This window comes from Klebsiella sp. DY2415 (assembly GCF_026314315.1).
GTDB classification, from domain to species: domain Bacteria; phylum Pseudomonadota; class Gammaproteobacteria; order Enterobacterales; family Enterobacteriaceae; genus Klebsiella; species Klebsiella ornithinolytica.
Genome location: NZ_CP111115.1, coordinates 5,157,973 through 5,183,801 on the forward strand (window position 1 = coordinate 5,157,973; position 25,829 = coordinate 5,183,801).

At 58.0% G+C, this 25,829-nt stretch carries 26 protein-coding genes; 22 read left to right on the plus strand and 4 right to left on the minus strand.

Translation table 11 applies throughout. The annotated features are described in order from the left end of the window. The first annotated feature begins 7 nt into the window (after positions 1 to 7). From phnF to phnP, 11 genes are all read left to right on the plus strand, one after another. Positions 8 to 733 (plus strand): phosphonate metabolism transcriptional regulator PhnF, encoded by a 726-nt coding sequence (gene phnF, locus OQV00_RS24440; RefSeq protein WP_032718558.1) that lies wholly within the window; start codon positions 8 to 10, stop codon positions 731 to 733. Continuing rightward, on the plus strand, positions 734 to 1,186 hold the full coding sequence (gene phnG / locus OQV00_RS24445; protein ID WP_004856591.1) for a phosphonate C-P lyase system protein PhnG: 453 nt from the start codon (positions 734 to 736) through the stop codon (positions 1,184 to 1,186). After that, a complete protein-coding gene (gene phnH / locus OQV00_RS24450; protein ID WP_004856589.1) occupies positions 1,183 to 1,767 on the plus strand; it encodes a phosphonate C-P lyase system protein PhnH in 585 nt (194 codons plus the stop codon). Before phnG ends, phnH begins: the two co-directional genes overlap by 4 nt. Next, complete coding sequence (locus tag OQV00_RS24455) at positions 1,767 to 2,831, plus strand: carbon-phosphorus lyase complex subunit (protein ID WP_004856587.1); 1,065 nt, start codon at positions 1,767 to 1,769, stop codon at positions 2,829 to 2,831. Before phnH ends, OQV00_RS24455 begins: the two co-directional genes overlap by 1 nt. After that, positions 2,824 to 3,672 (plus strand): alpha-D-ribose 1-methylphosphonate 5-phosphate C-P-lyase PhnJ, encoded by an 849-nt coding sequence (locus OQV00_RS24460; RefSeq protein WP_004856584.1) that lies wholly within the window; start codon positions 2,824 to 2,826, stop codon positions 3,670 to 3,672. Before OQV00_RS24455 ends, OQV00_RS24460 begins: the two co-directional genes overlap by 8 nt. Beyond that, positions 3,669 to 4,427, plus strand: a complete 759-nt coding sequence (gene phnK, locus OQV00_RS24465) for a phosphonate C-P lyase system protein PhnK (RefSeq protein ID WP_004856583.1) — start codon at positions 3,669 to 3,671, stop codon at positions 4,425 to 4,427. Before OQV00_RS24460 ends, phnK begins: the two co-directional genes overlap by 4 nt. Before the next feature lie 172 nt (positions 4,428 to 4,599). Next, complete coding sequence (phnL, locus tag OQV00_RS24470; protein WP_004856582.1) at positions 4,600 to 5,280, plus strand: phosphonate C-P lyase system protein PhnL; 681 nt, start codon at positions 4,600 to 4,602, stop codon at positions 5,278 to 5,280. After that, positions 5,277 to 6,413, plus strand: coding sequence for an alpha-D-ribose 1-methylphosphonate 5-triphosphate diphosphatase (phnM, locus tag OQV00_RS24475; RefSeq protein WP_004856579.1), 1,137 nt, complete (start codon positions 5,277 to 5,279; stop codon positions 6,411 to 6,413). Before phnL ends, phnM begins: the two co-directional genes overlap by 4 nt. Further along, complete coding sequence (gene phnN / locus OQV00_RS24480) at positions 6,413 to 6,982, plus strand: ribose 1,5-bisphosphokinase (RefSeq protein ID WP_004856577.1); 570 nt, start codon at positions 6,413 to 6,415, stop codon at positions 6,980 to 6,982. Before phnM ends, phnN begins: the two co-directional genes overlap by 1 nt. Continuing rightward, positions 6,969 to 7,403, plus strand: a complete 435-nt coding sequence (gene phnO, locus OQV00_RS24485) for an aminoalkylphosphonate N-acetyltransferase (protein ID WP_266279558.1) — start codon at positions 6,969 to 6,971, stop codon at positions 7,401 to 7,403. Before phnN ends, phnO begins: the two co-directional genes overlap by 14 nt. A 9-nt stretch (positions 7,404 to 7,412) precedes the next feature. Continuing rightward, positions 7,413 to 8,171 (plus strand): phosphonate metabolism protein PhnP, encoded by a 759-nt coding sequence (gene phnP, locus OQV00_RS24490; protein WP_015585348.1) that lies wholly within the window; start codon positions 7,413 to 7,415, stop codon positions 8,169 to 8,171. 71 nt (positions 8,172 to 8,242) lie between these two features. Here phnP and yjdP read toward each other — a convergent pair whose 3' ends face one another. After that, positions 8,243 to 8,581, minus strand: a complete 339-nt coding sequence (yjdP, locus tag OQV00_RS24495) for a DDRRRQL repeat protein YjdP (protein ID WP_048025186.1) — start codon at positions 8,579 to 8,581, stop codon at positions 8,243 to 8,245. Between the two features lie 69 nt (positions 8,582 to 8,650). Continuing rightward, positions 8,651 to 9,100 (minus strand): bifunctional allose-6-phosphate isomerase/ribose-5-phosphate isomerase RpiB, encoded by a 450-nt coding sequence (rpiB, locus tag OQV00_RS24500; RefSeq protein WP_004856568.1) that lies wholly within the window; start codon positions 9,098 to 9,100, stop codon positions 8,651 to 8,653. A gap of 361 nt (positions 9,101 to 9,461) precedes the next feature. On the opposite strand from rpiB, the gene OQV00_RS24505 reads away from it, so the two are divergent. The 6 genes from OQV00_RS24505 to alsK all read left to right on the plus strand — a co-directional run bounded on the left by OQV00_RS24505 (position 9,462) and on the right by alsK (position 15,554). Then, on the plus strand, positions 9,462 to 10,349 hold the full coding sequence (locus OQV00_RS24505; protein WP_004856567.1) for a MurR/RpiR family transcriptional regulator: 888 nt from the start codon (positions 9,462 to 9,464) through the stop codon (positions 10,347 to 10,349). Between the two features lie 65 nt (positions 10,350 to 10,414). Then, positions 10,415 to 11,350: a D-allose transporter substrate-binding protein gene (gene alsB, locus OQV00_RS24510; RefSeq protein ID WP_004856564.1), complete on the plus strand. Its 936-nt coding sequence runs from the start codon at positions 10,415 to 10,417 to the stop codon at positions 11,348 to 11,350. Positions 11,351 to 11,425: 75 nt separating this feature from the next. Further along, on the plus strand, positions 11,426 to 12,958 hold the full coding sequence (gene alsA / locus OQV00_RS24515; RefSeq protein WP_004856562.1) for a D-allose ABC transporter ATP-binding protein AlsA: 1,533 nt from the start codon (positions 11,426 to 11,428) through the stop codon (positions 12,956 to 12,958). Further along, the gene (gene alsC, locus OQV00_RS24520; protein WP_004856559.1) at positions 12,937 to 13,917 is read left to right on the plus strand and encodes a D-allose ABC transporter permease; all 981 of its coding nucleotides are present in this window, start codon (positions 12,937 to 12,939) and stop codon (positions 13,915 to 13,917) included. The genes alsA and alsC overlap by 22 nt, the downstream gene beginning before the upstream one ends. 10 nt (positions 13,918 to 13,927) lie before the next feature. Further along, positions 13,928 to 14,623 carry a D-allulose 6-phosphate 3-epimerase gene (gene alsE, locus OQV00_RS24525; RefSeq protein WP_004856557.1) on the plus strand — a complete coding sequence of 232 codons (696 nt, stop codon included), beginning with the start codon at positions 13,928 to 13,930 and terminating at the stop codon, positions 14,621 to 14,623. Further along, positions 14,607 to 15,554 (plus strand): allose kinase, encoded by a 948-nt coding sequence (gene alsK / locus OQV00_RS24530; RefSeq protein ID WP_266279561.1) that lies wholly within the window; start codon positions 14,607 to 14,609, stop codon positions 15,552 to 15,554. The genes alsE and alsK overlap by 17 nt, the downstream gene beginning before the upstream one ends. Here the strand turns inward: alsK and OQV00_RS24535 are convergent. Then, the gene (locus OQV00_RS24535) at positions 15,466 to 18,072 is read right to left on the minus strand and encodes an ATP-binding protein (protein WP_004856552.1); all 2,607 of its coding nucleotides are present in this window, start codon (positions 18,070 to 18,072) and stop codon (positions 15,466 to 15,468) included. The genes alsK and OQV00_RS24535 overlap by 89 nt on opposite strands. A gap of 185 nt (positions 18,073 to 18,257) precedes the next feature. Here OQV00_RS24535 and OQV00_RS24540 point away from each other — a divergent pair, with 185 nt between their 5' ends. From OQV00_RS24540 to OQV00_RS24550, 3 genes are read left to right on the plus strand one after another with little or no spacing between them, the layout of a single operon-like run. Beyond that, positions 18,258 to 19,778, plus strand: coding sequence for a sugar ABC transporter ATP-binding protein (locus tag OQV00_RS24540; protein WP_152292908.1), 1,521 nt, complete (start codon positions 18,258 to 18,260; stop codon positions 19,776 to 19,778). After that, complete coding sequence (locus OQV00_RS24545) at positions 19,775 to 20,776, plus strand: ABC transporter permease subunit (RefSeq protein ID WP_004856549.1); 1,002 nt, start codon at positions 19,775 to 19,777, stop codon at positions 20,774 to 20,776. Before OQV00_RS24540 ends, OQV00_RS24545 begins: the two co-directional genes overlap by 4 nt. A gap of 31 nt (positions 20,777 to 20,807) precedes the next feature. Then, complete coding sequence (locus OQV00_RS24550) at positions 20,808 to 21,749, plus strand: ABC transporter substrate-binding protein (protein ID WP_004856547.1); 942 nt, start codon at positions 20,808 to 20,810, stop codon at positions 21,747 to 21,749. Positions 21,750 to 21,786: 37 nt separating this feature from the next. On the opposite strand, the gene OQV00_RS24555 is transcribed toward OQV00_RS24550, so the two are convergent. After that, positions 21,787 to 22,515 carry a response regulator gene (locus OQV00_RS24555; protein WP_015585352.1) on the minus strand — a complete coding sequence of 243 codons (729 nt, stop codon included), beginning with the start codon at positions 22,513 to 22,515 and terminating at the stop codon, positions 21,787 to 21,789. 273 nt (positions 22,516 to 22,788) lie between these two features. Here OQV00_RS24555 and fdhF point away from each other — a divergent pair, with 273 nt between their 5' ends. Then, entirely contained in the window at positions 22,789 to 24,936 is a 2,148-nt protein-coding gene (gene fdhF, locus OQV00_RS24560) for a formate dehydrogenase subunit alpha (RefSeq protein ID WP_080636366.1), read from the plus strand. A gap of 169 nt (positions 24,937 to 25,105) precedes the next feature. Next, complete coding sequence (locus OQV00_RS24565; protein WP_004856540.1) at positions 25,106 to 25,789, plus strand: tetratricopeptide repeat protein; 684 nt, start codon at positions 25,106 to 25,108, stop codon at positions 25,787 to 25,789. Positions 25,790 to 25,829: the final 40 nt, after the last annotated feature.

The following is a 25,829-nucleotide window of genomic DNA, read 5'->3' on the forward strand; positions in this document are numbered from 1 at the left end:
GACTGACATGTACTTATCCAGACATCCGACCAGTTATCCGACCCGGTATCAGGAAATTGCCGCCAGACTTGAGCAGGAACTACGCCATCACTATCGCTGCGGCGACTACCTTCCGGCTGAACAACAGCTGGCCACGCGCTTTGAAGTCAACCGCCATACCCTGCGCCGGGCGATCGATCAGCTGGTTGAACGCGGCTGGGTCCAACGCCGTCAGGGGGTTGGCGTGCTGGTGCTGATGCGCCCAATCGACTATCCGCTCAATGCCCAGGCGCGCTTCAGCCAGAATCTGCTCGATCAGGGCAGCCACCCGACCAGCGAAAAGCTGCTGTCGGTACTGCGCCCGGCCAGCAGCCACGTCGCCGAAGCCTTTGGCATTGAGGAAGGCGACAACGTCATTCATCTCCGGACCCTGCGCCGCGTCAACGGCGTCGCGCTGTGCCTGATAGACCACTACTTCACCGACCTGCGCTTCTGGCCGACGCTGCAAACCTTCACCCAGGGGTCACTGCACGATTTCCTGCGCCAACGGCTGGATGTCGAACTGACCCGCGCGCGCACCAAAATCAGCGCCCGTCGCGCCCAGGCCAAAGAGAGCAATATTCTTGGGATCCCCAACATGGCGCCGCTGCTGTGCGTGAGAACCCTGAACCACCGCGCGGGCGAACCGCAGGCTACGGAGTACTCCGTCAGCCTGACCCGGGCGGACATGATTGAATTCACCATGGAGCACTGAATGCACTTTGATACCGCAACCCGCCAGCGCTGGATGTCCGTGCTGGCCCACAGTGACCCCGAGGAGCTGCTGGCACGGATGCAGACCCTGCAGCTGGCGCCGGACTATGAACTGATTCGCGCGCCGGAAACCGGCCTGGTACAGCTCCAGGCGCGGATGGGCGGGATTGGCGATCGTTTCTTCGCCGGAGACGCGACGTTGACCCGCGCCGCCATTCGCCTGACCGACGGCACCCTCGGCTACAGCTGGATACTGGGCCGCGACCGGCCGCACGCAGAACGCTGCGCAACCATCGACGCGCTGATGCAATCGCCCCACCATTTTCACACCTTAATGGAAACCCTGATTACCCCGCTGGAAGCACAACGAAGCGCACGCATTGAAGCCCGACGCGCCGAAGTCAACGCCAGCCGGGTGGACTTCTTTACTCTGGTTCGCGGAGATAACGCATGACCTTACAAACCGCTTTTACCCTACCGGTGCAGGATGCCCAGCACAGTTTTCGTCGCCTGCTCAAAGCCATGAGCGAGCCGGGCGTCATTGTCGCACTGCAGCAGCTCCAGCACGGCTGGCAGCCGTTGAATATCGCCTCCACCAGCCTGCTGCTGACCCTGGCGGACCACGAAACGCCGGTCTGGCTCTCATCGGCGCTGCATAACGACCTCGTCGGCCAGAACTTACGTTTTCATACCGGCGCACCGCTGGTGGAACTGCCGCAGCAGGCGGTCTTCGCCGTCACCGATGAACGTATCAGCAGCGAACAGCTTAACGTCCTGTCCGCCGGTACCGTCGCCGCGCCGGAAACCGGCGTCACGCTGATTGTCCAGCTCGCCAGCCTCAGCGGCGGGCGCATGCTGCGCCTGACCGGGGCCGGTATCGCCGAAGAGCGCATGATCGCCCCGCAGCTGCCGGACTGCATCATTGATGAGCTGACCGAACGCCCGCACCCGTTCCCGCTGGGTATTGACCTGATTCTCACCTGCGGCGAGCGCCTGCTGGCTATCCCGCGAACCACCCACGTGGAGGTTTGCTGATGTACGTTGCCGTCAAAGGCGGAGAGCGGGCGATCGAAGCCGCTCACGCCTTACAGGAACATAAACGACGAGGCGATGGACGGCTTCCCGAACTGAGCATTGAACAGATTACCCAACAGCTACACCTGGCGGTCGATCGGGTGATGACCGAAGGCGGCATCGCCGATCGTGAACTGGCGGCGCTGGCGCTCAAACAGGCCAGCGGCGACAACGTCGAAGCCATTTTTCTACTGCGCGCCTACCGCACCACCCTGCAGCGGCTGGCGGTGAGCGAACCTGTCGATACCGCCAGCATGCGCCTGGAGCGCCGTATTTCGGCGGTGTATAAGGATATTCCCGGCGGCCAGATGCTCGGCCCGACCTACGATTACACCCACCGCCTGCTTGATTTCACTCTGCTGGCCAACGGCGAAACGCCGACGCTGAATACCGCCGAACGGCCGCCGGAAGCCACACCGCACGTTTTCAATCTGCTGGTACAGCAGGGGCTGGCGAAAGCGGAACAGGAGTCCCACGCCCGGCCCGACGACATCACCCGCAATCCGCCGGTCTATCCCTGTTCACGCTCGTCACGCCTGCAACAGCTGGTGCGCAGCGATGAAGGCTATCTGCTGGCGCTGGCCTACTCCACGCAGCGCGGCTATGGCCGCAACCACCCTTTTGCCGGTGAAATTCGCAGCGGCTACGTCGCCATTGAGATCGTCCCCGAAGAGCTGGGTTTTGCGGTCAATATCGGCGAACTGCTAATGACTGAATGCGAGATGGTCAACGGTTTCGTGGCGCCGGAAAGCGAGCCCCCGCACTTCACCCGCGGCTACGGCCTGACCTTCGGCATGAGCGAGCGCAAAGCGATGGCGATGGCGCTGGTAGACCGGGCGCTCCAGGCGCCGGACTACGGCGAGGAGATAGCCGGGCCGGCGCAGGATGAAGAGTTTGTCCTCGCCCACGCCGATAACGTCGAGGCGGCCGGTTTCGTCTCGCATCTCAAGCTGCCCCACTATGTCGATTTCCAGGCCGAACTGGCGCTGCTGAAACGCCTGCAACGGGAGAACGAACGTGGCTAACCCACTCACTGGCTACAACTTTGCTTATCTTGATGAGCAGACCAAGCGCATGATCCGCCGGGCAATTCTCAAAGCGGTGGCGATTCCCGGCTACCAGGTACCGTTCGGCGGCCGCGAGATGCCGATGCCCTACGGCTGGGGAACCGGCGGTATTCAGCTGACCGCCAGTATCATCGGTGAGCATGATGTGCTGAAGGTGATTGACCAGGGTGCCGATGACACGACCAATGCGGTGTCGATACGGCAGTTTTTTAAGCGCGTCACCGGCGTCGCGACCACCGAGGCGACCTGCGATGCCACGCTGATCCAGACCCGTCACCGGATCCCGGAAACGCCGCTCAGCGAAGATCAGATCCTCATCTTCCAGGTGCCGATCCCGGAGCCGCTGCGCTTTATTGAGCCGCGCGAGACCGAAACCCGCACCATGCATGCGCTGGAAGAGTACGGCGTGATGCAGGTGAAACTGTATGAAGACATTGCCCGCTTCGGTCATATCGCCACCACCTATGCCTACCCGGTAAAAGTGAACGGCCGCTATGTGATGGACCCGTCGCCCATTCCTAAATTCGACAACCCGAAAATGCACATGATGCCCGCGCTACAGCTGTTCGGCGCCGGACGGGAAAAGCGCATTTACGCCGTGCCGCCGTTTACCCCGGTGGAAAGTCTCGATTTCGACGACCACCCCTTTACCGTCCAGGAGTGGGATGAACCCTGCGCCATTTGCGGGTCTCGCCACAGCTACCTTGATGAAGTGGTACTCGATGACAGCGGCAAACGGATGTTTGTCTGCTCCGATACCGACTATTGCCGTCAACAGAGCGAGGCGCTGAACAAATGAGCCATCCGTTACTCGCGGTCAATCATTTGACCCATCTTTATGCGCCGGGCAAAGGCTTCAGCGACGTCTCTTTTGAACTGTGGCCCGGTGAAGTGCTGGGCATCGTGGGTGAGTCCGGATCGGGGAAAACCACCCTGCTGAAAGCCCTCTCGGCGCGCCTGGCGCCGCAGGAAGGTGAAGTGCGGTATGAAAACCGCTCGCTGTATGCGATGAGCGAAGCGGATCGCCGCCGTCTGCTGCGCACCGAATGGGGCGTGGTACATCAGCATCCGATGGATGGTCTGCGCCGTCAGGTGTCGGCGGGCGGCAACATCGGTGAGCGCCTGATGGCCACCGGCGCACGCCACTACGGAAATATTCGCGCGACCGCCGAACAGTGGCTGAACGATGTCGAAATTCCACCGTCGCGTATTGACGATCTGCCCACCACTTTTTCCGGCGGAATGCAGCAGCGTTTGCAAATCGCCCGCAACCTTGTGACCCAGCCGAAGCTGGTATTTATGGACGAGCCGACCGGCGGTCTGGATGTATCGGTGCAGGCGCGTCTGCTCGATCTGCTGCGTGGCCTGGTGGTAGAGCTGAACCTGGCCGTGGTAATTGTCACCCATGACCTGGGGGTGGCGCGCCTGCTGGCTAACCGTCTGCTGGTCATGAAACAGGGTCAGGTGGTGGAAAGTGGCTTAACCGACCGGGTGCTGGACGATCCTCATCACCCGTATACCCAGCTGCTGGTGTCATCGGTATTGCAGAACTGAGGTTGCTGTCGCCGGGTGGCGCTGCGCTTACCCGGCCTACGAACACAGCACCCACAGGCCAGGTAAGGCCCACGAACGCAGCACCCAAAGGCCGGGTAAGGCCTACGAACACAGCACCCGTAGGCCGGGGTAAGGCGAAGCCGCCACCCGGCACCCAAACCACGAGGCTAAAATGATCCACGTTGAAAATGTCAGTAAGACCTTTGTACTTCACCAGCAAAACGGCGTGCGCCTGCCGGTGCTGCAGAATGCCTCTCTGGAGGTCAGCCATGGCGAATGTGTGGTGCTGCACGGCCATTCCGGTAGCGGCAAATCCACCCTGCTGCGTTCGCTGTACGCCAACTACCAGCCGGACACCGGTCATATCCATATCCGCCACGGCGACGAATGGGTTGACCTGGTCAACGCCTCGCCGCGTAAAGTGCTGGAAGTCCGCAAGCGCACCATCGGCTGGGTCAGCCAGTTTCTGCGCGTCATCCCGCGAATCTCGGCCCTCGAAGTGGTGATGCAACCGCTGCTCGACCTCGGCATTGCGCGCGATACCTGCGCTTCGCAGGCTGCCCGCCTGCTGACGCGCCTGAACGTTCCGCAACGGTTATGGCATCTGGCGCCCTCCACATTTTCCGGCGGGGAACAGCAGCGGGTCAATATCGCCCGCGGTTTCGCGGTGGACTACCCGATTTTACTGCTTGATGAGCCAACCGCCTCGCTGGACGCCACAAACAGCGCCGCCGTAGTGGAACTGATTAACGAAGCCAAAGCGCGCGGCGCGGCTATCGTCGGTATTTTCCATGATGAAACGGTCCGCAATCAGGTCGCCGACCGACTGCACCCGATGGGAATAACAGCATGATTATCAATAATGTAAACCTGGTTCTCGAGGATGAAGTGGTGCACGGGTCGCTGGAAGTGCAGGAAGGCAGAATTTACGCCTTTGCCGAAAGCCAGAGCCAGCTACCGCAGGCGCTCGACGGTGAAGGCGGCTGGCTGCTGCCCGGGCTGATTGAGCTGCATACCGATAATCTGGACAAATTCTTTACTCCGCGCCCGAAAGTCGACTGGCCCGCCCACTCGGCGATGAGCAGCCATGATGCGCTGATGATCGCCAGCGGGATCACCACCGTGCTGGATGCGGTGGCCATTGGCGACGTCCGCGACGGCGGCGACCGGCTGGAGAATCTGGAAAAGATGATCAACGCCATCGAAGAGACGCAAAAGCGCGGCGTTAACCGCGCCGAGCACCGCCTGCATCTGCGCTGCGAGCTGCCGCACCACACCACCCTGCCGCTGTTTGAGAAGCTGGTTGGCCGCGAGCCGGTGAGCATGGTCTCCCTGATGGACCACTCTCCAGGACAGCGCCAGTACGCCGATCGCAGCAAGTACCGCGATTACTATCAGGGAAAATATCATCTGACCAACGAAGAGATGGACCGCTTCGAGGAGGAGCAGATGGCGCTGGCGGCGACCTGGTCGCAGCCGAACCGCGAGACCATCGCCGCCATCTGCCGCGAGCGTAAGATCGCCCTCGCCAGCCACGATGACGCCACCCGTGAACATGTCGTCGAATCACACCAGCTTGGTAGCGTGATCGCCGAATTTCCTACCACCTTAGCCGCCGCAGAGGCCTCGCGTCAGCACGGCATGAACGTGCTGATGGGGGCGCCGAATATCGTGCGCGGCGGTTCGCACTCCGGCAACGTCGCGGCCCACCAGCTGGCGGCCAGCAACCTGCTCGATATTCTGTCGTCAGACTACTATCCCGCCAGCCTGCTCGATGCGGCGTTCCGCATCGCGGACGACCACGACAACGCCTTCTCGCTACCGCAGGCCATTCGTCTGGTCAGTAAAAATCCGGCCCAGGCTCTGGGATTAGGCGACCGCGGCGTGATTGCGGAAGGTAAGCGTGCCGATATGGTGCTGGCGCACCGTCGCGGCGAACATGTCCATATTGACCACGTCTGGCGTCAAGGAAAGAGGGTCTTCTGATGAGCGGAAAATTGATTTGGCTGGTGGGCGCCTCAGGCTCCGGAAAAGATAGCCTGCTGGCGGCCTTACGTCAGCGCGAAAATGCCCGGCTGCTGGTGGCGCATCGCTATATTACGCGCCCGTTCAACGCCGGCAGCGAAAATCATATTGCGCTCAGCAAGCAGGAGTTTTTCAACCGCGCCGAGCGCCAGCTGTTCGCCCTGAGCTGGCATGCCAATAACAATTACTACGGAATTGGCATCGAAATTGACCTGTGGCTGCACGCCGGTTTTGACGTGGTGGCCAATGGCTCTCGCGCCCATCTGCCTCAGGCCCGGGCGCGCTACGCTGACGCCCTGCTGCCCATCTGCCTGCAGGTCACGCCGGAGGTGCTGCGCCAGCGCCTGGAACAGCGCGGGCGAGAGAGCGAAGCGGAGATCGCCCTGCGCCTGGAGCGCGCGGCGCGCTATACCCCCTCCGACTGTCTGACGTTGAACAACAACGGCAGCCTCGGGCAATCCGTCGACCAGTTCCTCACGCTGCTGCGTCGCCACTACGCCCGACAAGAGAATCAACATGCCTACCTGTGAACTCCGGGCCCCGACCCTGGACGATGTCGATGCCGTATATGCATTAATTTGCGAATTAAAGCAGAAAGCGTACGATCGCCACCATTTCACCGCCGGGTTTGCCATGAACCTGCAAAATCCAACCCTGCGCTATCAGCTGGCGCAGGTGGAGGGGGAGACGGTCGGGTTGATTGGGCTACAGTTGCAGTTCCCGCTTAATTTCAACGCCTGGATCGGGGAAGTGCAGGAACTGGTGGTGCTGCCGCAGAGACGCGGTCTGCACGTCGGTCAGGCGCTGCTGGCCTGGGCGGAGCAGGAAGCCCGCGGACACGGTGCACAAATGGTGGAGCTCTCCAGCGGAAAATCCCGTCCCGACGCCCACCGTTTCTATCTCCGTGAAGGGTATACGCAAAGCCATCTGCGTTTTAAAAAAGCGCTGTGAGGAGGAAGTATGGGCCTGACTATTCGCTTAACCGGCACCGGCGGCGCCCAGCTGGTTCCGGTCTTCGGCTGCGACTGCGCAGCCTGTCAGCGTGCGCGCAGCGATGAGGCGCATCGTCGTCGCCCCTGTAGCGCGGTCGTGACCTTCAATGACGCCGTCACACTTCTGGATGCCGGGCTACCCGACCTGATGGACCGATGGCCCGCCGGCCAGTTTCAGCAGTTTTTACTTACCCACTATCATATGGATCATGTTCAGGGATTATTCCCGCTGCGCTGGGGCGTCGGTGCGCCGATCCCGGTGTTTGGGCCGCCGGATCCTGAAGGCTGCGATGACCTGTTTAAGCACCCCGGCCTGCTGGATTTCAGCCATACCGTTGAACCGTTTGTGGTGTTTAACTTACAGGGATTGCGGGTGACGCCGCTACCGCTGAATCACTCGAAGCTGACGTATGGCTATCTGCTGGAGTCGGCGCACAGCCGGGTCGCCTGGTTGTCGGATACCGCCGGATTACCGGAAAAGACGCTCAAATTCTTACTGAATAACCAGCCGCAGGCGATCGTGATCGACTGCAGCCATGAGCCGCGCCCGCAGCCGCCGCGCAACCACTGCGATTTGAATACGGTACGCGCTATCAATCAGGTGCTGGCCTGCCCGCGGGTCATTCTGACCCATATCAGCCATCAGTTTGATCTCTGGATGATGGACCATCCGTTGCCGCCGGGGTTTGAGGCCGGCTATGACGGTATGGAGATCGTGCTGGATTAATCTGTAACCCGATTAGGGCTATCGTCACTCCGGTGAGCGCCATGTCACCACGACCAGAAACGACGGCGCGGTTAATAATCGTCATCCAGCCGCCGCTGGTCGTTCTCCAGCTGCCGGCGATCCTGATCCAGCTGGCGCTGGCGATCGTCGAGCTGACGGCGACGATCCTCTATCTGTCGCTGCCGATCGTCATACTGCCGCTGGCGATCGGTGCTTTGTTGGCGGCTGCCCTGGTAACGTCCGTCATCATAGCGGTCGTTATCATCATCAGAGCGGCTATTGCCGGGGTTGTAGGCATCACTAATCGCCTGCTGAATATTACCGATTGCGTCGTCAATAATGTCAGCGTGCGCCAGCTGGCTGCTCAGCGACAGCGTGCAGAGGATTAAAGCGGTAAAGTAACGTTTCATAGAGCCAGTCTCTTCAGGGGGCTGGCCCTACGTTAATCAACGGTCGTTGCGGCGAGTAGCGGAGGAATCTCAAATCCGCGGCTGTTCAAGCGCGGTAATCGCATCAATTCGCGTCTGATGACGTCCGCCTTCATAATCGCTCCCCAACCAGGCATCGACAATCATTTTTGCCAGTTCAAGACCTATCACGCGCGCGCCGAAGGCCAGCACATTGGTATTATTATGTTGCCGCGATAGCTGGGCCGAATAGGGTTCACTGCACACCACCGCGCGAATGCCGGGGTATTTATTGGCGGTTATGGAGATCCCGACGCCGGTGCCGCAGATCAGGATCCCGCCCTCAGCTTCACCTGTCAGAATGGCCTGCGCGACAGCGCTGGCATAACGGGGATAATCGGTACGCTCAGGTGACCATGTTCCCTTATCCAGCACCTCGATTCCCCGCTGTCGGAGATGCGTTACAATATCGTTTTTAAGGATAAACCCGACGTGATCGCAGCCAATTGCAATCCTTTTCATACTTAACCTCGCCTGTTTTTACTTTACGAACATAGATAGAGTTGTGATTTAAACCGCAAAACCCGGCCAGAAAATCGGCACAAATCCGGCCTGACGTGCCATTTCTACCTCTCTAAAATTCACAAATCAAGCGAGAAAAATAGACGACTCATATTAACTATCGTTTTAAATTTCACAGATAAATCTAAAAAAACCTTGTTTTATAAATAGTTAATTAAAAATACTCCGACGCAAAACCACCCCTAAACTTTACAAAAAGCAAGACTTTATAAAACTTATAATTTTGTGAAGTTGATTGTATCTTTTCTGTTTTGACTGTGGTGATATAGTGACGTCTTCACTTTATGGACAAGAGAAAGCGATGAGTCAGTCAGAATCCAGTTCGCTCCCCAACGGTATCGGTCTCGCCCCCTGGCTACGCATGAAGCAGGAAGGAATGACCGAAAACGAAAGCCGAATCGTCGAATGGTTGCTTAAACCCGGCAATCTGAGCGACGCTCCCGCCATTAAAGATGTGGCGGAAGCGCTGTCGGTTTCCGAAGCGATGATCGTTAAGGTCTCCAAACTGCTCGGTTTTAGCGGTTTTCGTAACCTGCGTAGCGCCCTGGTGGAGTATTTTTCGCAATCTGAACAGGTCCTTCCGGCAGAGCTCTCCTTTGATGAAGCACCTCAGGACGTGGTGAATAAGGTTTTTAACATTACTCTGCGTACCATTATGGAAGGTCAGTCGATCGTTAATGTCGATGAAATTCATCGCGCGGCGCGTTTCTTCGCCCAGGCCAACCAGCGCGATCTGTACGGAGCCGGTGGATCAAATGCCATCTGCGCCGATGTGCAGCATAAGTTTTTACGGATCGGCGTGCGCTGCCAGACATATCCAGATGCGCATATCATGATGATGTCGGCCTCATTGTTGAAAAAAGGCGACGTCGTGCTGGTCGTCACCCATTCCGGGCGCACCAGCGATATTAAATCGGCAGTAGAGCTGGCCAAGAAGAACGGTGCTAAAATTATCTGTATTACCCATAGCTACCATTCACCGATTGCTAAATTAGCTGATTTTATTATTTGCTCGCCAGCACCAGAAACTCCTTTATTAGGGAGGAACGCCTCAGCGCGTATTTTACAACTTACCTTATTAGATGCTTTTTTCGTTTCGGTAGCCCAACAAAATATTGAACAGGCCACTTTAAACATGCAAAAAACCGGCGCCATTGTTGATTTCTTTTCACCAGGAGCGCTGAAGTAAATAATAAACGCCGATCCCACCACGGTGGGATCAATATTACTGTATCCTACACCGAGAATACTGTCATGAATAAATACCTGAAAATTTTCAGCGGCGCGGCTATGGGCGTAATGTTATCTACCAGCGCTTTTGCCGCGGCCGATTACGCGGTGGTATTAAAAACACTATCAAATCCTTTCTGGGTTGATATGAAAAAAGGTATTGAAGATGAGGCCAAAACGCTGGGAGTCAGCGTCGATATTTTTGCCTCGCCTTCGGAAGGGGATTTTCAATCACAGCTGCAGCTATTCGAAGACTTAAGCAATAAGAACTATAAAGGCATCGCTTTCGCGCCTCTCTCGTCGGTCAACCTGGTGATGCCCGTGGCGAAAGCCTGGAAGAAAGGGATTTATCTGGTCAATCTCGATGAAAAAATCGATATGGATAACCTGAAGAAAGCGGGCGGTAACGTTGAAGGTTTCGTCACCACGGACAACGTCGCGGTGGGGGCAAAAGGGGCCGATTTTATTATCGAGAAACTGGGTGCTGAAGGCGGCGACGTTGCCATCATCGAAGGAAAAGCGGGTAACGCGTCAGGCGAAGCCCGTCGTAACGGTGCAACGGAGGCATTCAAAAAAGCCAGTCAGATCAAGCTTGTTGCCAGCCAACCAGCCGACTGGGATCGCATTAAGGCGCTTGATGTTGCCACTAACGTGCTACAGCGGAACCCTAACCTGAAAGCCTTTTACTGCGCGAATGACACAATGGCAATGGGCGTTGCCCAGGCCGTAGCCAACGCCGGTAAAAGCCAGACGGTTCTGGTGGTCGGCACTGACGGTATCCCTGAAGCGCGTAAAATGGTGGAAGCCGGTCAGATGACCGCAACGATTGCGCAAAATCCGGGCAATATCGGCGCGACGGGACTGAAGATGATGGTTGATGCCGAAAAAACCGGCAAGGTGATTCCACTGGATAAAACACCAGAATTCAAACTGGTGGATTCTATTCTGGTCACAAAATAATTTTCCAGCAACGAGTCCGATGCTCTCCCCTTACCCTCCTGAACTCAGGAGGGTAAAAATAAGTAAGGAGTTATTATGCTCACGCCATATATTTCAATGGCGGGGATCGGCAAATCCTTTGGCCCGGTTCACGCATTAAAATCGGTCGATTTAACCGTTTACCCGCACGAAATACATGCATTACTCGGAGAAAACGGTGCGGGTAAATCAACGTTAATGAAAGTTTTGTCGGGAATACATGAACCGACCAAAGGCACCATCACGGTTAATAACGTTAATTATGACAAGCTCGACCATAAATTAGCGGCCAGACTCGGCATCGGCATTATTTATCAAGAGCTCAGCGTCATTGATGAATTAACCGTAATGGAAAATTTATATATCGGCCGCCATCTGACGAAAAAAATCTGCGGCGTCAATATTATCGACTGGAAAGAGATGCGCATCAGAGCGGCAATGATGCTGCTACGCATCGGATTAAAGGTCGATTTAGACGAGAAAGTCGCGAATCTGTCGATCAGCCATAAACAGATGCTGGAAATCGCTAAGACACTGATGCTCGACGCCAAAGTGCTGATCATGGATGAACCCACCTCTTCGCTGACCAACAAAGAGGTGGACTACCTGTTCCTGATCATGAACCAGCTGCGTAAAGAGGGAACCGCCATCGTCTATATCTCGCACAAGCTGGCGGAGATACGCCGGATCTGCGACCGCTACACGGTGATGAAGGACGGTAGCAGCGTATGCAGTGGCATGGTCAGCGAGGTCAATAACGACGATATCGTACGTCTGATGGTCGGCCGTGAGTTGCAAAACCGCTTTAACGCGATGAAAGAGAACAGCGGAAATATCGCGCGCGAAACGGTATTCGAAGTAAAAAATGTCACCAGCCGGGATAAGAAAAAGGTCCGTGATATCTCCTTTAGCGTCAATCGCGGTGAAATTCTCGGCTTTGCCGGCCTGGTGGGCTCCGGGCGTACCGAACTGATGGATTGTCTGTTTGGTGTTGATAAGCGGAGCAGCGGCGAAATCATCCTCAACGGTAAAGCCATTACCCCGCGCTCGCCGCTCGATGCCTTAAAGAAAGGAATGGGCTACATCACGGAGAGTCGCCGGGACAACGGTTTCTTCGGCAATTTCTCTATAGCGCAAAACATGGCTGTCAGCCTGAGCCTGAAACACGGCGGCTATAAAGGGGCGATGGGGCTGTTCCATGAAGAGAACGAGCGTAAAACGGCGGAGGCACAGCGCAAATTACTGGCGCTGAAGTGCCATTCTGTCGATCAGAGCATCACCGAACTTTCCGGCGGTAACCAACAAAAGGTCCTGATATCCAAATGGTTATGCTGCAACCCCGACGTCATTATTTTCGATGAACCGACGCGCGGAATCGACGTCGGCGCGAAAGCCGAAATTTATAAAGTGATGCGCCAGTTGGCGGATGACGGAAAAGTCATTCTGATGGTGTCATCCGAGCTTCCTGAAATTATCGCCGTCTGTGACCGCATCGCCGTGTTCTGCGAGGGGCGGCTGACGCAAATTCTGACCAATCGCGACGACATGAGCGAAGAGGAGATTATGGTATGGGCACTGCCGCAAGAGTAAAAGGGGAGTCTGATGGCAAAAAGCCGTTCAACTTCGCACTGTTCTGGGATAAATACGGCACCTTTTTTATCCTCGCGATTATTGTCGCGATCTTCGGCTCGCTGTCGTCGGAATACTTTCTGACGACCAATAATATCACCCAAATATTTGTTCAGAGCTCGGTGACGGTGCTTATCGGAATGGGGGAGTTCTTCGCTATTCTGGTAGCAGGCATCGACCTGTCCGTGGGGGCGATTCTGGCGCTTTCCGGCATGGTGACCGCCAAACTTATGCTGGCAGGCGTCGATCCGTTCCTCGCAGCGCTGATTGGCGGCGTGCTGGTCGGCGGCGCGCTAGGCGCGATTAACGGCTGCCTGGTCAACTGGACCGGCCTGCACCCGTTCATTATTACCCTCGGTACCAACGCGATTTTTCGCGGCATCACCCTGGTTATCTCCGACGCCAACTCGGTCTATGGCTTCTCTTTCGAGTTCGTCAATTTCTTTGCCGCCAGCGTATTAGGGATCCCGGTACCGGTCATCTTCTCGCTTATTGTGGCCGTGATTCTCTGGTTCCTGACCACCCGGATGCGGCTGGGCCGCAATATCTACGCCCTCGGCGGCAATAAAAACTCCGCCTTCTACTCTGGCATCGATGTGAAGTTCCATATGTTGCTGGTGTTCATTATATCCGGCATCTGCGCCGGGCTGGCGGGAGTGGTCTCGACGGCACGTCTCGGCGCCGCGGAGCCTCTGGCCGGAATGGGCTTTGAAACCTACGCCATCGCCAGCGCCATTATCGGCGGTACCAGCTTCTTTGGTGGTAAGGGACGCATTTTTTCAGTGGTGATTGGCGGCCTGATCATCGGCACCATCAACAACGGGCTGAATATTCTCCAGGTACAAACCTACTACCAGCTGGTGGTGATGGGTGGATTAATTATCGCGGCTGTCGCCCTCGATCGTCTTATCAGTAAGTAAGGAATTTATGATGAAAATTGCCCCCTCTTTAATGTGTATGGACCTGCTGAAATTCAAAGAACAGATCGAGTTTATCGATCGGCATGCAGATTACTTCCACATCGACATCATGGACGGTCATTTTGTCCCTAACCTGACGCTATCGCCGTTTTTCGTCAGCCAGGTGAAGAAGCTGGCCAGTAAACCACTGGACTGCCATCTGATGGTCACCCGGCCACAGGATTACATCAGCCAGCTGGCGCAGGCGGGCGCAGACTTTATCACCCTGCATCCGGAAACTATTAACGGTCAGGCTTTCCGCCTGATAGAGGAGATTCGTCGCCATGGCATGAAGGTCGGCCTCATTCTCAATCCGGAAACGCCGGTTGAGACGATGAAATATTACCTCCACAAGGCGGACAAAATTACGGTGATGACCGTCGATCCGGGTTTCGCGGGCCAACCCTTTATTCCTGAAATGCTGGAGAAGATCGGCGAGCTAAAAGCGTGGCGAGAACGTGAAGGGCTGGCCTACGAAATTGAGATCGACGGTTCGTGCAATAAAGCGACCTATCAAAAACTGATGGCGGCAGGCGCGGACGTCTTTATCGTCGGGACCTCCGGTCTGTTTAACCACGGCGACAATATTCACGACGCGTGGCAGGTCATGGCAGAGCAGATTCTGGCGGCCAAAAACGAGGTATTCCCTCATGCAAAAACAGCGTAAGGTCGTCGCAGGAGTGGACATGGGCGCAACCCATATCCGCTTTTGCCTGCAAACCGCACAGGGCGAGACTCTGCATTGCGAGAAGCTGCGCACCGCTGAAGCGATCGCCCCTGACGGTCTGGTGAGCGGGATCACGATGTTGATTCAGCAGCAGCTTGACCGCTTTCAGGCACATTGCTGCGGCCTGGTGATGGGCTTTCCGGCATTGGTCAGCAGAGATAAACGGACGATTATCTCCACCCCCAACCTATCGTTACCGCCAGAAACCCTGCGTACGCTAGCCGATGAGCTGGAGCATTCGCTGGCCTGTCCGGTCGAATTTTCCCGCGATGTGAATCTCCAGCTCTCATTTGACGTGCAGGAAAATGGTTTGCAGGCTCAACAGGTGTTAGCCGCTTATCTCGGCACCGGCATGGGCTTCGCCATCTGGTTAAACGGCGGGCCGTGGACAGGTGCACATGGCGTGGCGGGAGAGCTGGGTCATATCCCGCAGGGCGACAACGCGCTCATCTGCGGTTGCGGTAATCCCGGTTGTCTGGAAACCGTCTGTTCCGGCATCGCGCTCAAACGCTGGTATGAACAACAGCCGCGCGGCTATGCGCTTGGTGAACTGTTTTTACACGCCGCTGAGGAACCGTTTGTACAGGCCCTCCTGCACCACGCCGCCCGCGCCATCGCCACCAGCATCAACCTGTTCGACCCCGATGCGGTGATCCTCGGCGGTGGCGTGATGGACATGTCCGGGTTTCCACGCGAGGTGCTGCTCGCCATGATAAAAGCGCATATTCGCCGCCCGTTGCCTTATCAGGCGGTGCAGTTTCTTGCCGCATCGTCCTCAACATTTAATGGTGCTCAAGGGGCTGCGGCGCTGGCCCGCAGCCGCTATTTGCCACAACCTGTCGCAGCGCCTGCATCAGCTGTGTCCGACTGAAGGGTTTACGCAGCAGCTCAACGTCCGGCAGCGCAGGATTGTGCGCCGGACGCAGATCCTGGCCGCTGATCAGCAGCACCGCCACCGTCGGGAAACGGCGCTGGGTTTCGTTGATCACCTCGGCTCCGCTCAATCGGCCCGGCAGCATCAGGTCGCTAATCAGCAGCGCAATTTCCGTCGAAGCCTCAAGTAACTGCAGCGCCTGCTCTCCGTTCCCGGCCTCCAGGGTTAACCAGCCGAGCTGATGAAGCTGTTCACAAAGGGTCTGGCGCACATCGGCCTCATCCTCGAGCACCAGCGCCAGCCGCTCACCGCTCACCGTCTGCTCGACTTCCGGCAGCGGGCCACCGCTCGGCGCCTGTACCGCCGCGCGCGGCAGCTGTAAACGCACCGTTGTCCCCTGGCCCGGCGCGCTCTCAATGGCCACCCTCCCGCCGGACTGGCGGACAAAACCATAGACCATCGACAGCCCCAGACCGCTGCCGCTGCCGGTTTGTTTGGTGGTAAAGAACGGTTCGAACACCTGGGCTTTGACCTCCTGCGACATCCCGCTGCCGTGATCGATCACCTCCAGCGCCACCATATCCTGCCGCCGCCCGTCGCTGCGAGCCACCCGCTGGTTCCAGGTGCGCAGCCTAATTACCCCTGAACGCCCTTCCATTGCATCGCGAGCGTTCATCACCAGATTGATAATGGCGTTTTCCAGCTGGCCGACGTCAATCCACGCCGGCCACGCGGGTGACTGTGCCTCAATCTCCAGACTCAGCGTCGTCGGCAGAGAATGGCGCATCAGTTCGCCCAGATTCTCCAGCAGCGGTTTCATCGCCACGGCATTGGGGTGTAGCGACTGCTTACGCGAGAAGGCCAGCAGCCGCTGGGTAAGCAGCGCGCCGCGTTCTGCGGCTTTTCGCGCCCGGGAGATCCGCGGCACGTCCGCGTCCTGCGGCTGAACCAGTTCAAGGCTGCCGATAATCACCGCCAGCAGGTTATTAAAATCATGCGCCAGGCCGCCGGTCAGCTGGCCGACCGCTTTCATTTTCTGGCTGTGTACCAGCGCCTGCTCCAGCCCTTTGCGTTCGGTCCTGTCGAGAACCACGTTCACCAGCCCCCGCCCGGGAACCGGGCTGAAGCGCAGCTCAATGGTGCGGTCGCTCGCCAGCTGTAGCTCCTGGGGTTTGGGTAGCGGACGGGACAGGTTGTCACGAATATGTTCCGCCAGAGGGGCGGCCTGACCCAGCAGCTGCTGATAGTGAATGCCGCGCTGCAGGTCATTGGCTGCCAGCCCTAACAGCAGCGGATACTGCGGATTCCACACCACCAGCAGCCCCTGATTATCAAACAGCGCGAAGCCGTCGCGCATGGCATGAAAGGTGGTCTCCAGCAGGGTACTTTTTTCTTTCAGCAGCTGAGAGGTATGGGCCAATGACGCGGTATTGCGGGCAAAGACGTTGAAGGCGCGCGCCAGCTCTCCCAGTTCATCGCGTCGCTGGAGCCCCGGGACAGACACATCCTGCTCGCCGTGGGCCAGGCGCGACATCGCCCGGGAGATAGCGGTCAGACTGGAGCCAAGGTTACGGTAGATATACCAGCCGGCGAAGCCGGTTATCACCAGCGCCAGCAGCGCCGACAGCAAAATAAACATGCTGATAGAGCGCAGCTCCTGATGGCTCTGTGCCGCCCGCAGTTCAGACGCCTGCGCCACGCGGGCAACGTACTGATTAATATCGCTGTTGAGCAGCGCCACCAGCGCCTTAATGTGAAACATATACCAGCCGATGGCCAAATCGCTCTCCTCCAGCTGCGCCGAGAGCGGCTCCAGCCTGGCCAGCTCGCCGTTGAAATCCTGCAGAATCGCGGCCAGCGTAGGATCGCGGCTGGTTGTCGGTAGAAAACCTCTCACCTTATCCAGCTGCTGGACGATCGATCGCGGCGTCGAAGTATGGATGGCCGCAACGATCAGCCGATCCATCTCGGCCAGCGGCCGGGGATCGATCGCGTCTGCGCCATGTCGATCGTTAAGATCCTGAATATGCCGGAGATAGCTCTGGTTCTGATACAGCGAGCTGAGCAGTTCATTACGCTGCAGGTGACGACGCTGACCGCGTTCCAGCATGCCGCCCACGCTCTGCTGCAGTTCATTGCTGCGGCGAATAATACTGGCCACCAGCGTCAGTTCCTGTTGCGCCAGCGGCGCGGCGGCGAGGTGCGAGAGTGAATATTTCAGGGCCTGCTGGGTCGCCAGCAGGCGTTCAGCTTCGCTTTTATACTCCAGCGCACCGACCACCTGGGAGAGGCGAACCGCCGCAGTGGCGACGTTCGCGGTGTCGCGCGCCAGATTCATACTGCCGGTCATATCATCCAGCGTCTGCCGCTGCACCTGTTCTTGTAGCAGGCTGGCATGGCGAAACCCCAGCAGCGCTACGCCGGCCACCATCAGCGTGACCGCAACCATCAGCAAATTAAACGACAGCAGACGCCCGCGAGCGCTGGTGAAAAACGGGTAGCGATGGGATGGCATGGTCAGCTCCACGATCTTTTTATTTATCCTGGCGGTTGCTGACCCTGACCGGGAGAGCCGCATCGCGTAATTGTGAGCCAGGTTAACTATTCATCAATATGACAAATATGAACGGCGTCTGACATTTTGTATTTATCGTCGTGTGGTGCACTGCGATTCTCGATCACACTCGCAGGAGAGCCGCCATGCAGGGGACACCGGTACTATCCATGCGCAATATTGCCAAAGCCTTTGGCAAGTTTTATGCGCTGAAAGGCGTCGATCTGACGGTCTGGCCCGGTGAGATCCACGCCTTAATGGGGGAGAACGGCGCCGGGAAAAGCACGCTAATGAAGATCCTCGCCGGCGCCTATACCGCGACCAGCGGTGAGATCCTGATCGACGGGAAACCGCACACCATCAAAGGGCCAAAAGACGCGCTTGCGGCGGGCATCACGCTGATTTACCAGGAGATGCAGCTGGCGCCGAATTTAACCGTCGCCGAGAACATTTTCCTCGGCAGCGAGCTGGCGCGCGGCGGGCTGGTACAGCGCAAAGAGATGATTAATCAGGCCCAGGCGGTGATAGATCGTCTCGGCGCTCAGTTTAAGGCCAGCGACCGGGTGATGACCCTGACCATTGCCGAACAGCAGCAGGTGGAGATCGCCCGCGCCCTGCATCGCAACAGCCGGGTCCTGGTGATGGATGAACCCACCGCCGCCCTCTCCTCCCGTGAGACCCAGCGCCTGTTTGAGCTGATTCTGCGCCTGCGCGATGAAGGGATGGCCATTATCTATATCAGCCACCGCATGGCGGAGGTTTATGAACTCTCCGACCGCGTCAGCGTATTGCGCGATGGCCAGTACGTCGGCAGCCTGACCCGCGACAAGCTCAACGCCTCCGAACTGGTGCGAATGATGGTCGGCCGTCCGTTAAGCGACCTGTTCAATAAAGAGCGCGATATTCCGCCCGGTCAGCCGCGCCTGCGGGTAGAGGATTTGACCGACGGCGGTAAAGTGAAAGCCAGCAGTCTGGTGGTACGGGCCGGGGAAATCGTCGGTTTGGCCGGTCTGGTCGGCGCCGGCCGCTCGGAGCTGGCGCAGCTGATTTTCGGCGTGCGTCGGGCCACCGGCGGCGTCATCGAGATCGACGGCGAACCGGTGGTCATTCACTCTCCGCGTGCAGCCATCGAGCTGGGTATCGGCTTTCTCACCGAAAACCGCAAGGAGCAGGGGCTGTTCCTCGAAATGGCGGCGCAGGAGAACATCACCATGGCCACCCTCGAACGGGATGCCCGCTGGGGTATGCTCAATCGCAAAAAGGCGCAGACCCTCTCCGACGATGCGATCTCCCTGCTTAATATTCGCGTGCCGCACGCACAGGTGCGGGCCGGCGGCCTTTCCGGCGGCAATCAGCAAAAGCTGCTGATCTCCCGCTGGGTCGCCATCGGTCCGCGCATTTTGCTGCTTGATGAACCGACGCGCGGCGTCGACGTCGGCGCCAAAAGCGAGATTTACCGCATCATGACCCAGATGGCGCGCCAGGGGGTGGCCATCCTGATGATCTCCAGCGAACTTCCCGAAGTGGTCGGCATGAGCGACCGGGTCTACGTCATGCGCGAAGGCAGCATCGCCGGCGAACTCCAGGCCGGCGACATCAGCCAGGAAAGCATTATGACGCTGGCCACCGGCGTAAACGACTCTCACCTTAAGGCGGTATCACCATGACAACACAGAAAGAGACCGCCGCGCAGCCGGTGGCAAAATCGGTATCAGCGAAGAAAATCCTGATGGGCGATCTGGTACAAACGGTCGGTATCCTGCCGATTTTAATCCTGATTGTCGCGGTATTTGGCTTTATCGCCCCCAACTTCTTTACCGAAAGCAACCTGCTGAATATTACCCGGCAGGCGTCGATCAACATCGTGCTCGCCGCCGGGATGACTTTCATCATTCTGACCGGGGGGATCGATCTGTCCGTCGGCTCGATTCTCGGCACCACCGCGGTGGCGGCGATGGTGGTGTCGCTGATGCCGGAGCTCTCCCTGCTCTCCATTCCGGCGGCGCTGATGCTCGGCCTGCTGCTCGGTTTGTTTAACGGCGCGCTGGTGGCCTTCGCCGGGCTACCGCCGTTTATCGTGACGCTCGGGACCTATACAGCCCTACGCGGGGCCGCCTATCTGCTGGCCAACGGCACCACGGTGATTAACTCCGATATCAGCTTCGAATGGATCGGCAACGATTACCTCGGGCCGGTTCCGTGGCTGGTGGTGATCGCGCTGATGGTGGTAGCGGTGTGCTGGTTCATTCTGCGCCGCACCACCCTTGGCGTTCATATCTACGCCGTAGGCGGCAATATGCAGGCGGCAAGGCTCACGGGGATCAAAGTGTGGCTGGTGCTGCTGTTCGTTTACGGCATGAGCGGCCTGCTCTCCGGGCTGGGCGGCGTCATGAGCGCCTCGCGGCTGTACAGCGCGAACGGCAACCTCGGCGTAGGTTATGAGCTGGATGCCATCGCCGCCGTTATTCTCGGCGGGACCAGCTTCGTCGGCGGCATCGGCACTATCACCGGCACGCTGGTGGGGGCGTTGATTATCGCCACGCTCAATAACGGCATGACGCTGATGGGCGTCTCCTATTTCTGGCAACTGGTGATCAAAGGGGCGGTGATCATCATTGCGGTGCTGATCGACAAATACCGTACCCGACACCATCAAAGTGCATAACAACAATACCCTACAGACAGAGGAAAACAGCATGCGTTTGAAACCCGTAGTAACCGCACTCTGTGCCGGCGCGTTGCTTGCCGCAGCGCCCTTTACCCAGGCCAAAGAGCTGAAGTCAATCGGCGTCACGGTGGGGGATTTAGCCAACCCGTTCTTTGTACAAATCACCAAAGGCGCGGAGCTGGAAGCCCGTAAGCTGGCCGGAGACAATGTGAAAGTGACGCTGGTCTCCAGCGGATACGATCTGGGTCAGCAGGTGGCGCAGATCGATAACTTTATTGCCGCCAAAGTCGACATGATTATCCTCAACGCCGCCGACTCAAAAGGGATTGGCCCTGCGGTAAAACGCGCGAAAGATGCCGGGATCGTGGTGGTTGCGGTGGACGTGGCCGCCGAAGGCGCCAATGCCACCATCACCTCTGATAACACTCAGGCGGGAGAAATGGCCTGTAAATACATCACCGACCGCCTGAAAGGCAAAGGGAATGTCGTGATTATCAACGGGCCGCCGGTTTCCGCTGTGCAGAACCGCGTCGAAGGCTGCCAGGCCGAGTTTGCACGCCACCCGGATATCAAAGTGCTCTCCTACAACCAGAACGCGAAAGGCAGCCGTGAAGGTGGTCTGGAAATTATGACCTCATTGCTGGCGGCGAATCCGAAGATCGATGGCGTCTTTGCCATCAACGATCCGACCGCGATCGGCGCCGATCTGGCGGCAAAACAGGCGCAGCGTCATGAGTTCTTTATCGTTGGCGTCGACGGAAGTCCGGACGGTGAAGAGGCGTTGAAACGTAAAAACTCGCTGTTTGTGGCGACGCCGGCGCAGGACCCGCAGGTCATGGCGGCGAAAGCGGTAGAGATCGGTTATGACATTCTGCAGGGGAAACCGGCACCGGCCGCACCGGTGTTGATCCCGGTGACCCTGATCGATAAAAACAATATCGGCAGTTACAAAGGCTGGACCGTGAAGTAAGAGTCCTGTCTCCCCGCTGGCCCCGCGTCTGCCGGGGCTACGCCGCCCTGTCGCCGTGGATAACATCCGCGGCGAACACATAGCCCAGACCGCGTAGGGTTTTGATCAGCGTCGGCTGATGCGGATTCGGTTCGATTTTGCGCCGCAGGCGCATGATCAGCACGTCAATCGTCCGGTCAAAGACTTCGGTGCTTTCGCTATGGGTCAGGGCCAACAGCTGCTCGCGATTGAGCACCCGGCGGGCGTTTTGCGCCAGCGCCAGCAGCAGGCTGTACTCTCCCTGGGTCAGCGGCACCGCTTGCTGTTGCGAGTTAAACAACTCGCAGCGAAACGTATCCAGCCGCCAGCCGTTAAAGAGCAATCCCGTGCCGCCGCTCGCGCCTTCGGCACCCAGCGCACCGCTACGTCTGAGCACCGCTTTCACCCGCGCCACCACCACCCGGGAGTTGAACGGCTTGGCAATATAATCATCGGCGCCCATTTCCAGCCCGACTACGACGTCGGATTCGCTGCCGAGGCCGGTCAGCATCACCACCGGTAAATCAGGTCGGCTACGCTGCAGCTGTTGCAGCACCAGCAGCCCGTTGGTGTCGGGGAGAATCATATCCAGCAGCACCAGCGAGATATCCGTCCGCTGGGCCGCTACCGCCAGCGCATCGCTGCCGGTCTGGCACAGCAGCACGTCAAAAACATGCGCACTGAGCACATCGCTAAGCAGTTCGCCAATCGCGCTGTCGTCATCCACAACCAAAATGACCGGTTTCATTACTTGCCTCTGCCCGCACGGAACGATCTCTGTCTGATTAATTCAGCAAAGCCCCCTCGACAAATCCATTACCGGATCGCGTTTCTTCAATCCATGTCACATCTCACCGCCCTTCGACACGTCAAAACTGACGACGCCCTGCTTTTCGTCAGCATTTAGCCCAAAAAATCGACGTATCATCAGTCAATACCCACAATGAAAACATGGCATAGAAGATGCATATTGACGGCGTGATAGCGCATATGCGCCCATTGATGAACTGGAGCAAGACCGATGAAAAAAGTCGTCACGGTTTGCCCGTATTGCGCATCAGGTTGCAAAATCAACCTGGTGGTCGATAACGGCAAAATCGTCCGGGCTGAGGCGGCACAGGGGAAAACCAACCAGGGAACCCTGTGCCTGAAAGGCTATTATGGCTGGGATTTCATTAACGATACCCAAATCCTCACCCCGCGCCTGAAAACCCCTATGATCCGCCGTCAGCGTGGCGGAAAACTGGAATCCGTCTCCTGGGAGGAGGCGCTCGACTACGTCGCGACCCGTCTCAGCGCCATTAAGGCGAAGTACGGTCCGGACGCCATTCAGACCACCGGCTCGTCCCGCGGGACGGGGAACGAAACCAACTATGTGATGCAAAAGTTCGCGCGCGCCGTTATTGGTACCAATAACGTCGACTGCTGCGCTCGCGTCTGACACGGCCCTTCGGTTGCAGGTCTGCACCAGTCGGTCGGTAATGGCGCCATGAGTAATGCCATCACGGAGATTGATAACACCGATCTCGTCTTTATCTTCGGCTACAATCCGGCCGACTCACACCCTATTGTGGCGAATCACGTGATTAACGCCAAACGCAACGGGGCGAAGATTATCGTCTGCGATCCGCGCAAGATTGAAACCGCGCGCATTGCCGATATGCATATTGCCTTGAAAAACGGCTCCAACATCGCGCTGCTCAACGCCATCGGCCACGTCATTATCGAAGAGGATCTCTACGATAAATCCTTCGTCGCCAGCCGTTCTGAGGGCTTCGAGGAGTATCGTAAAATCGTCGAAGGCTATACGCCGGAGTCGGTGGAAGCCATCACCGGCGTCAGCGCGCAGGAGATCCGCGCCTGTGCCCGGATGTATGCCGGCGCGAAATCCGCCGCCATCCTGTGGGGCATGGGCGTGACCCAGTTCTATCAGGGCGTGGAGACCGTGCGCTCGCTGACCAGCCTGGCGATCCTCACCGGCAACCTCGGCAAGCCGAGCGCCGGCGTCAACCCGGTGCGCGGCCAGAACAACGTGCAGGGCGCCTGCGATATGGGGGCGCTGCCGGACACCTATCCGGGCTATCAATACGTGAAATTCCCGGAGAACCGCGAGAAGTTCGCCAGAGCCTGGGGCGTCGGGAGCCTGCCGGCGCATACCGGCTATCGCATCAGCGAGCTGCCGCACCGCGCGGCGCACGGTGAAGTACGGGCAGCGTACATTATGGGCGAAGATCCGCTGCAGACCGACGCCGAGCTCTCTGCCGTGCGTAAAGCGTTTGAAGAGCTGGAGCTGGTGATTGTCCAGGATATTTTCATGACCAAAACCGCCGCGGCGGCCGACGTTATCCTGCCGTCCACCTCGTGGGGCGAGCACGAAGGCGTCTATACCGCAGCGGACCGCGGCTTCCAGCGCTTCTTTAAGGCGGTAGAGCCGAAGTGGGACCTGAAAACCGACTGGCAGATCATCAGCGAAATCGCCACCCGGATGGGCTATCCGATGCACTACAACAACACCCAGGAGATCTGGGACGAGTTGCGGCATCTGTGCCCGGACTTTTACGGCGCCACCTACGAGAAAATGGGCGAGCTGGGCTACGTGATGTGGCCGTGCCGCGATGAGTCCGACGCCGACCAGGGGACCTCTTATCTGTTTAAAGAGAAGTTCGACACCCCGAACGGCCTGGCGCAGTTCTTCACCTGCGACTGGGTTGCGCCGATCGATAAGCTCACCGACGAGTATCCGATGGTGCTCTCCACCGTGCGGGAAGTAGGCCACTATTCGTGCCGCTCCATGACCGGCAACTGCGCGGCGCTGGCCGCGCTGGCGGATGAACCGGGCTATGCGCAAATCAATACCGCCGATGCCGCGCGACTGGGTATTGAGGATGAGGCGCTGGTGTGGGTGAACTCACGTAAAGGCCGCATTATCACCCGCGCGCAGGTCAGCGACCGTCCGAATAAAGGGGCGGTCTATATGACCTATCAGTGGTGGATTGGCGCCTGTAATGAGCTGGTAGCGGAGAACTTAAGCCCGATAACCAAAACGCCGGAGTACAAGTACTGTGCCGTGAACGTTGAGCGCATCGCCGACCAGCGCGCCGCCGAGCAGTATGTGATTGATGAGTACACCAGGCTGAAAGCCCGCCTGCGCGAAAGCGCAATGGGTTAAGGCAGACGGCGCCCCCGGCCACATAATGCTGGCCGGGGGCGCATTTTCGTCATCCGGGTTGCGGGATAGCTGGCGCAGCCCACTTTTATCGAACCTGGCAGCCGCCGCCATTTTCTTCTTTTTCACCTCCCTTTATACTGCGCGCTGTGTTCCTGACCGATAATAAAAAATGAAATACCTCTATTTACTTCTGATGCTGTTCTCTCTTGCCGCGGGTGCCACGGATCCCGGCAGCCAGTACAAACACCAGGCGGAAGCCGGCGATCCGCGGGCGCAGTACTATCTTGCCGATACCTACGTCAGTTACGGTGATTATCAGCAGGCCGAATACTGGGCGCAGAAATCGGCCGATAACGGTGACGGGGATGCGCTGGCGCTACTGGCCCAGCTGAAAATCCGCAACCCGCAGCAGGCCGATTACAAACAGGCCAGAGAGCTGGCGGAGAAGGCGGTGCAGGTTGGCAGCAAGGCTGGCGAAATTATCCTGGCCCGCGTGCTGGTCAACCATCAGGCCGGGCCGACGGACTATTCACATGCCATCACCCTGCTACAGGATGCCGCCCAGGATCCGGAAAGCGACTCCGCCGTCGACGCCCAGATGCTGTTAGGTCTGATTTACGCCAGCGGCGTCCAGATGACAGAGGATGACGCCAGGGCAACGGACTATTTTAAACGCAGCTCCTCGCTGTCCCGTACCGGTTATGCCGAATACTGGGCCGGGATGATGTTCCTGCAGGGAGAACAAGGCTTTATCGAACCCAACCAGCAGAAAGCGCTGCACTGGCTCAATGTCAGCTGTCAGGAGGGGTTTGATACCGGCTGCGAAGAGTTCGACAGGATAAGTAAAAGATAAGAAAAAGCCCGGCGGTCGCGCCGGGCTTTGAGACGGTTGA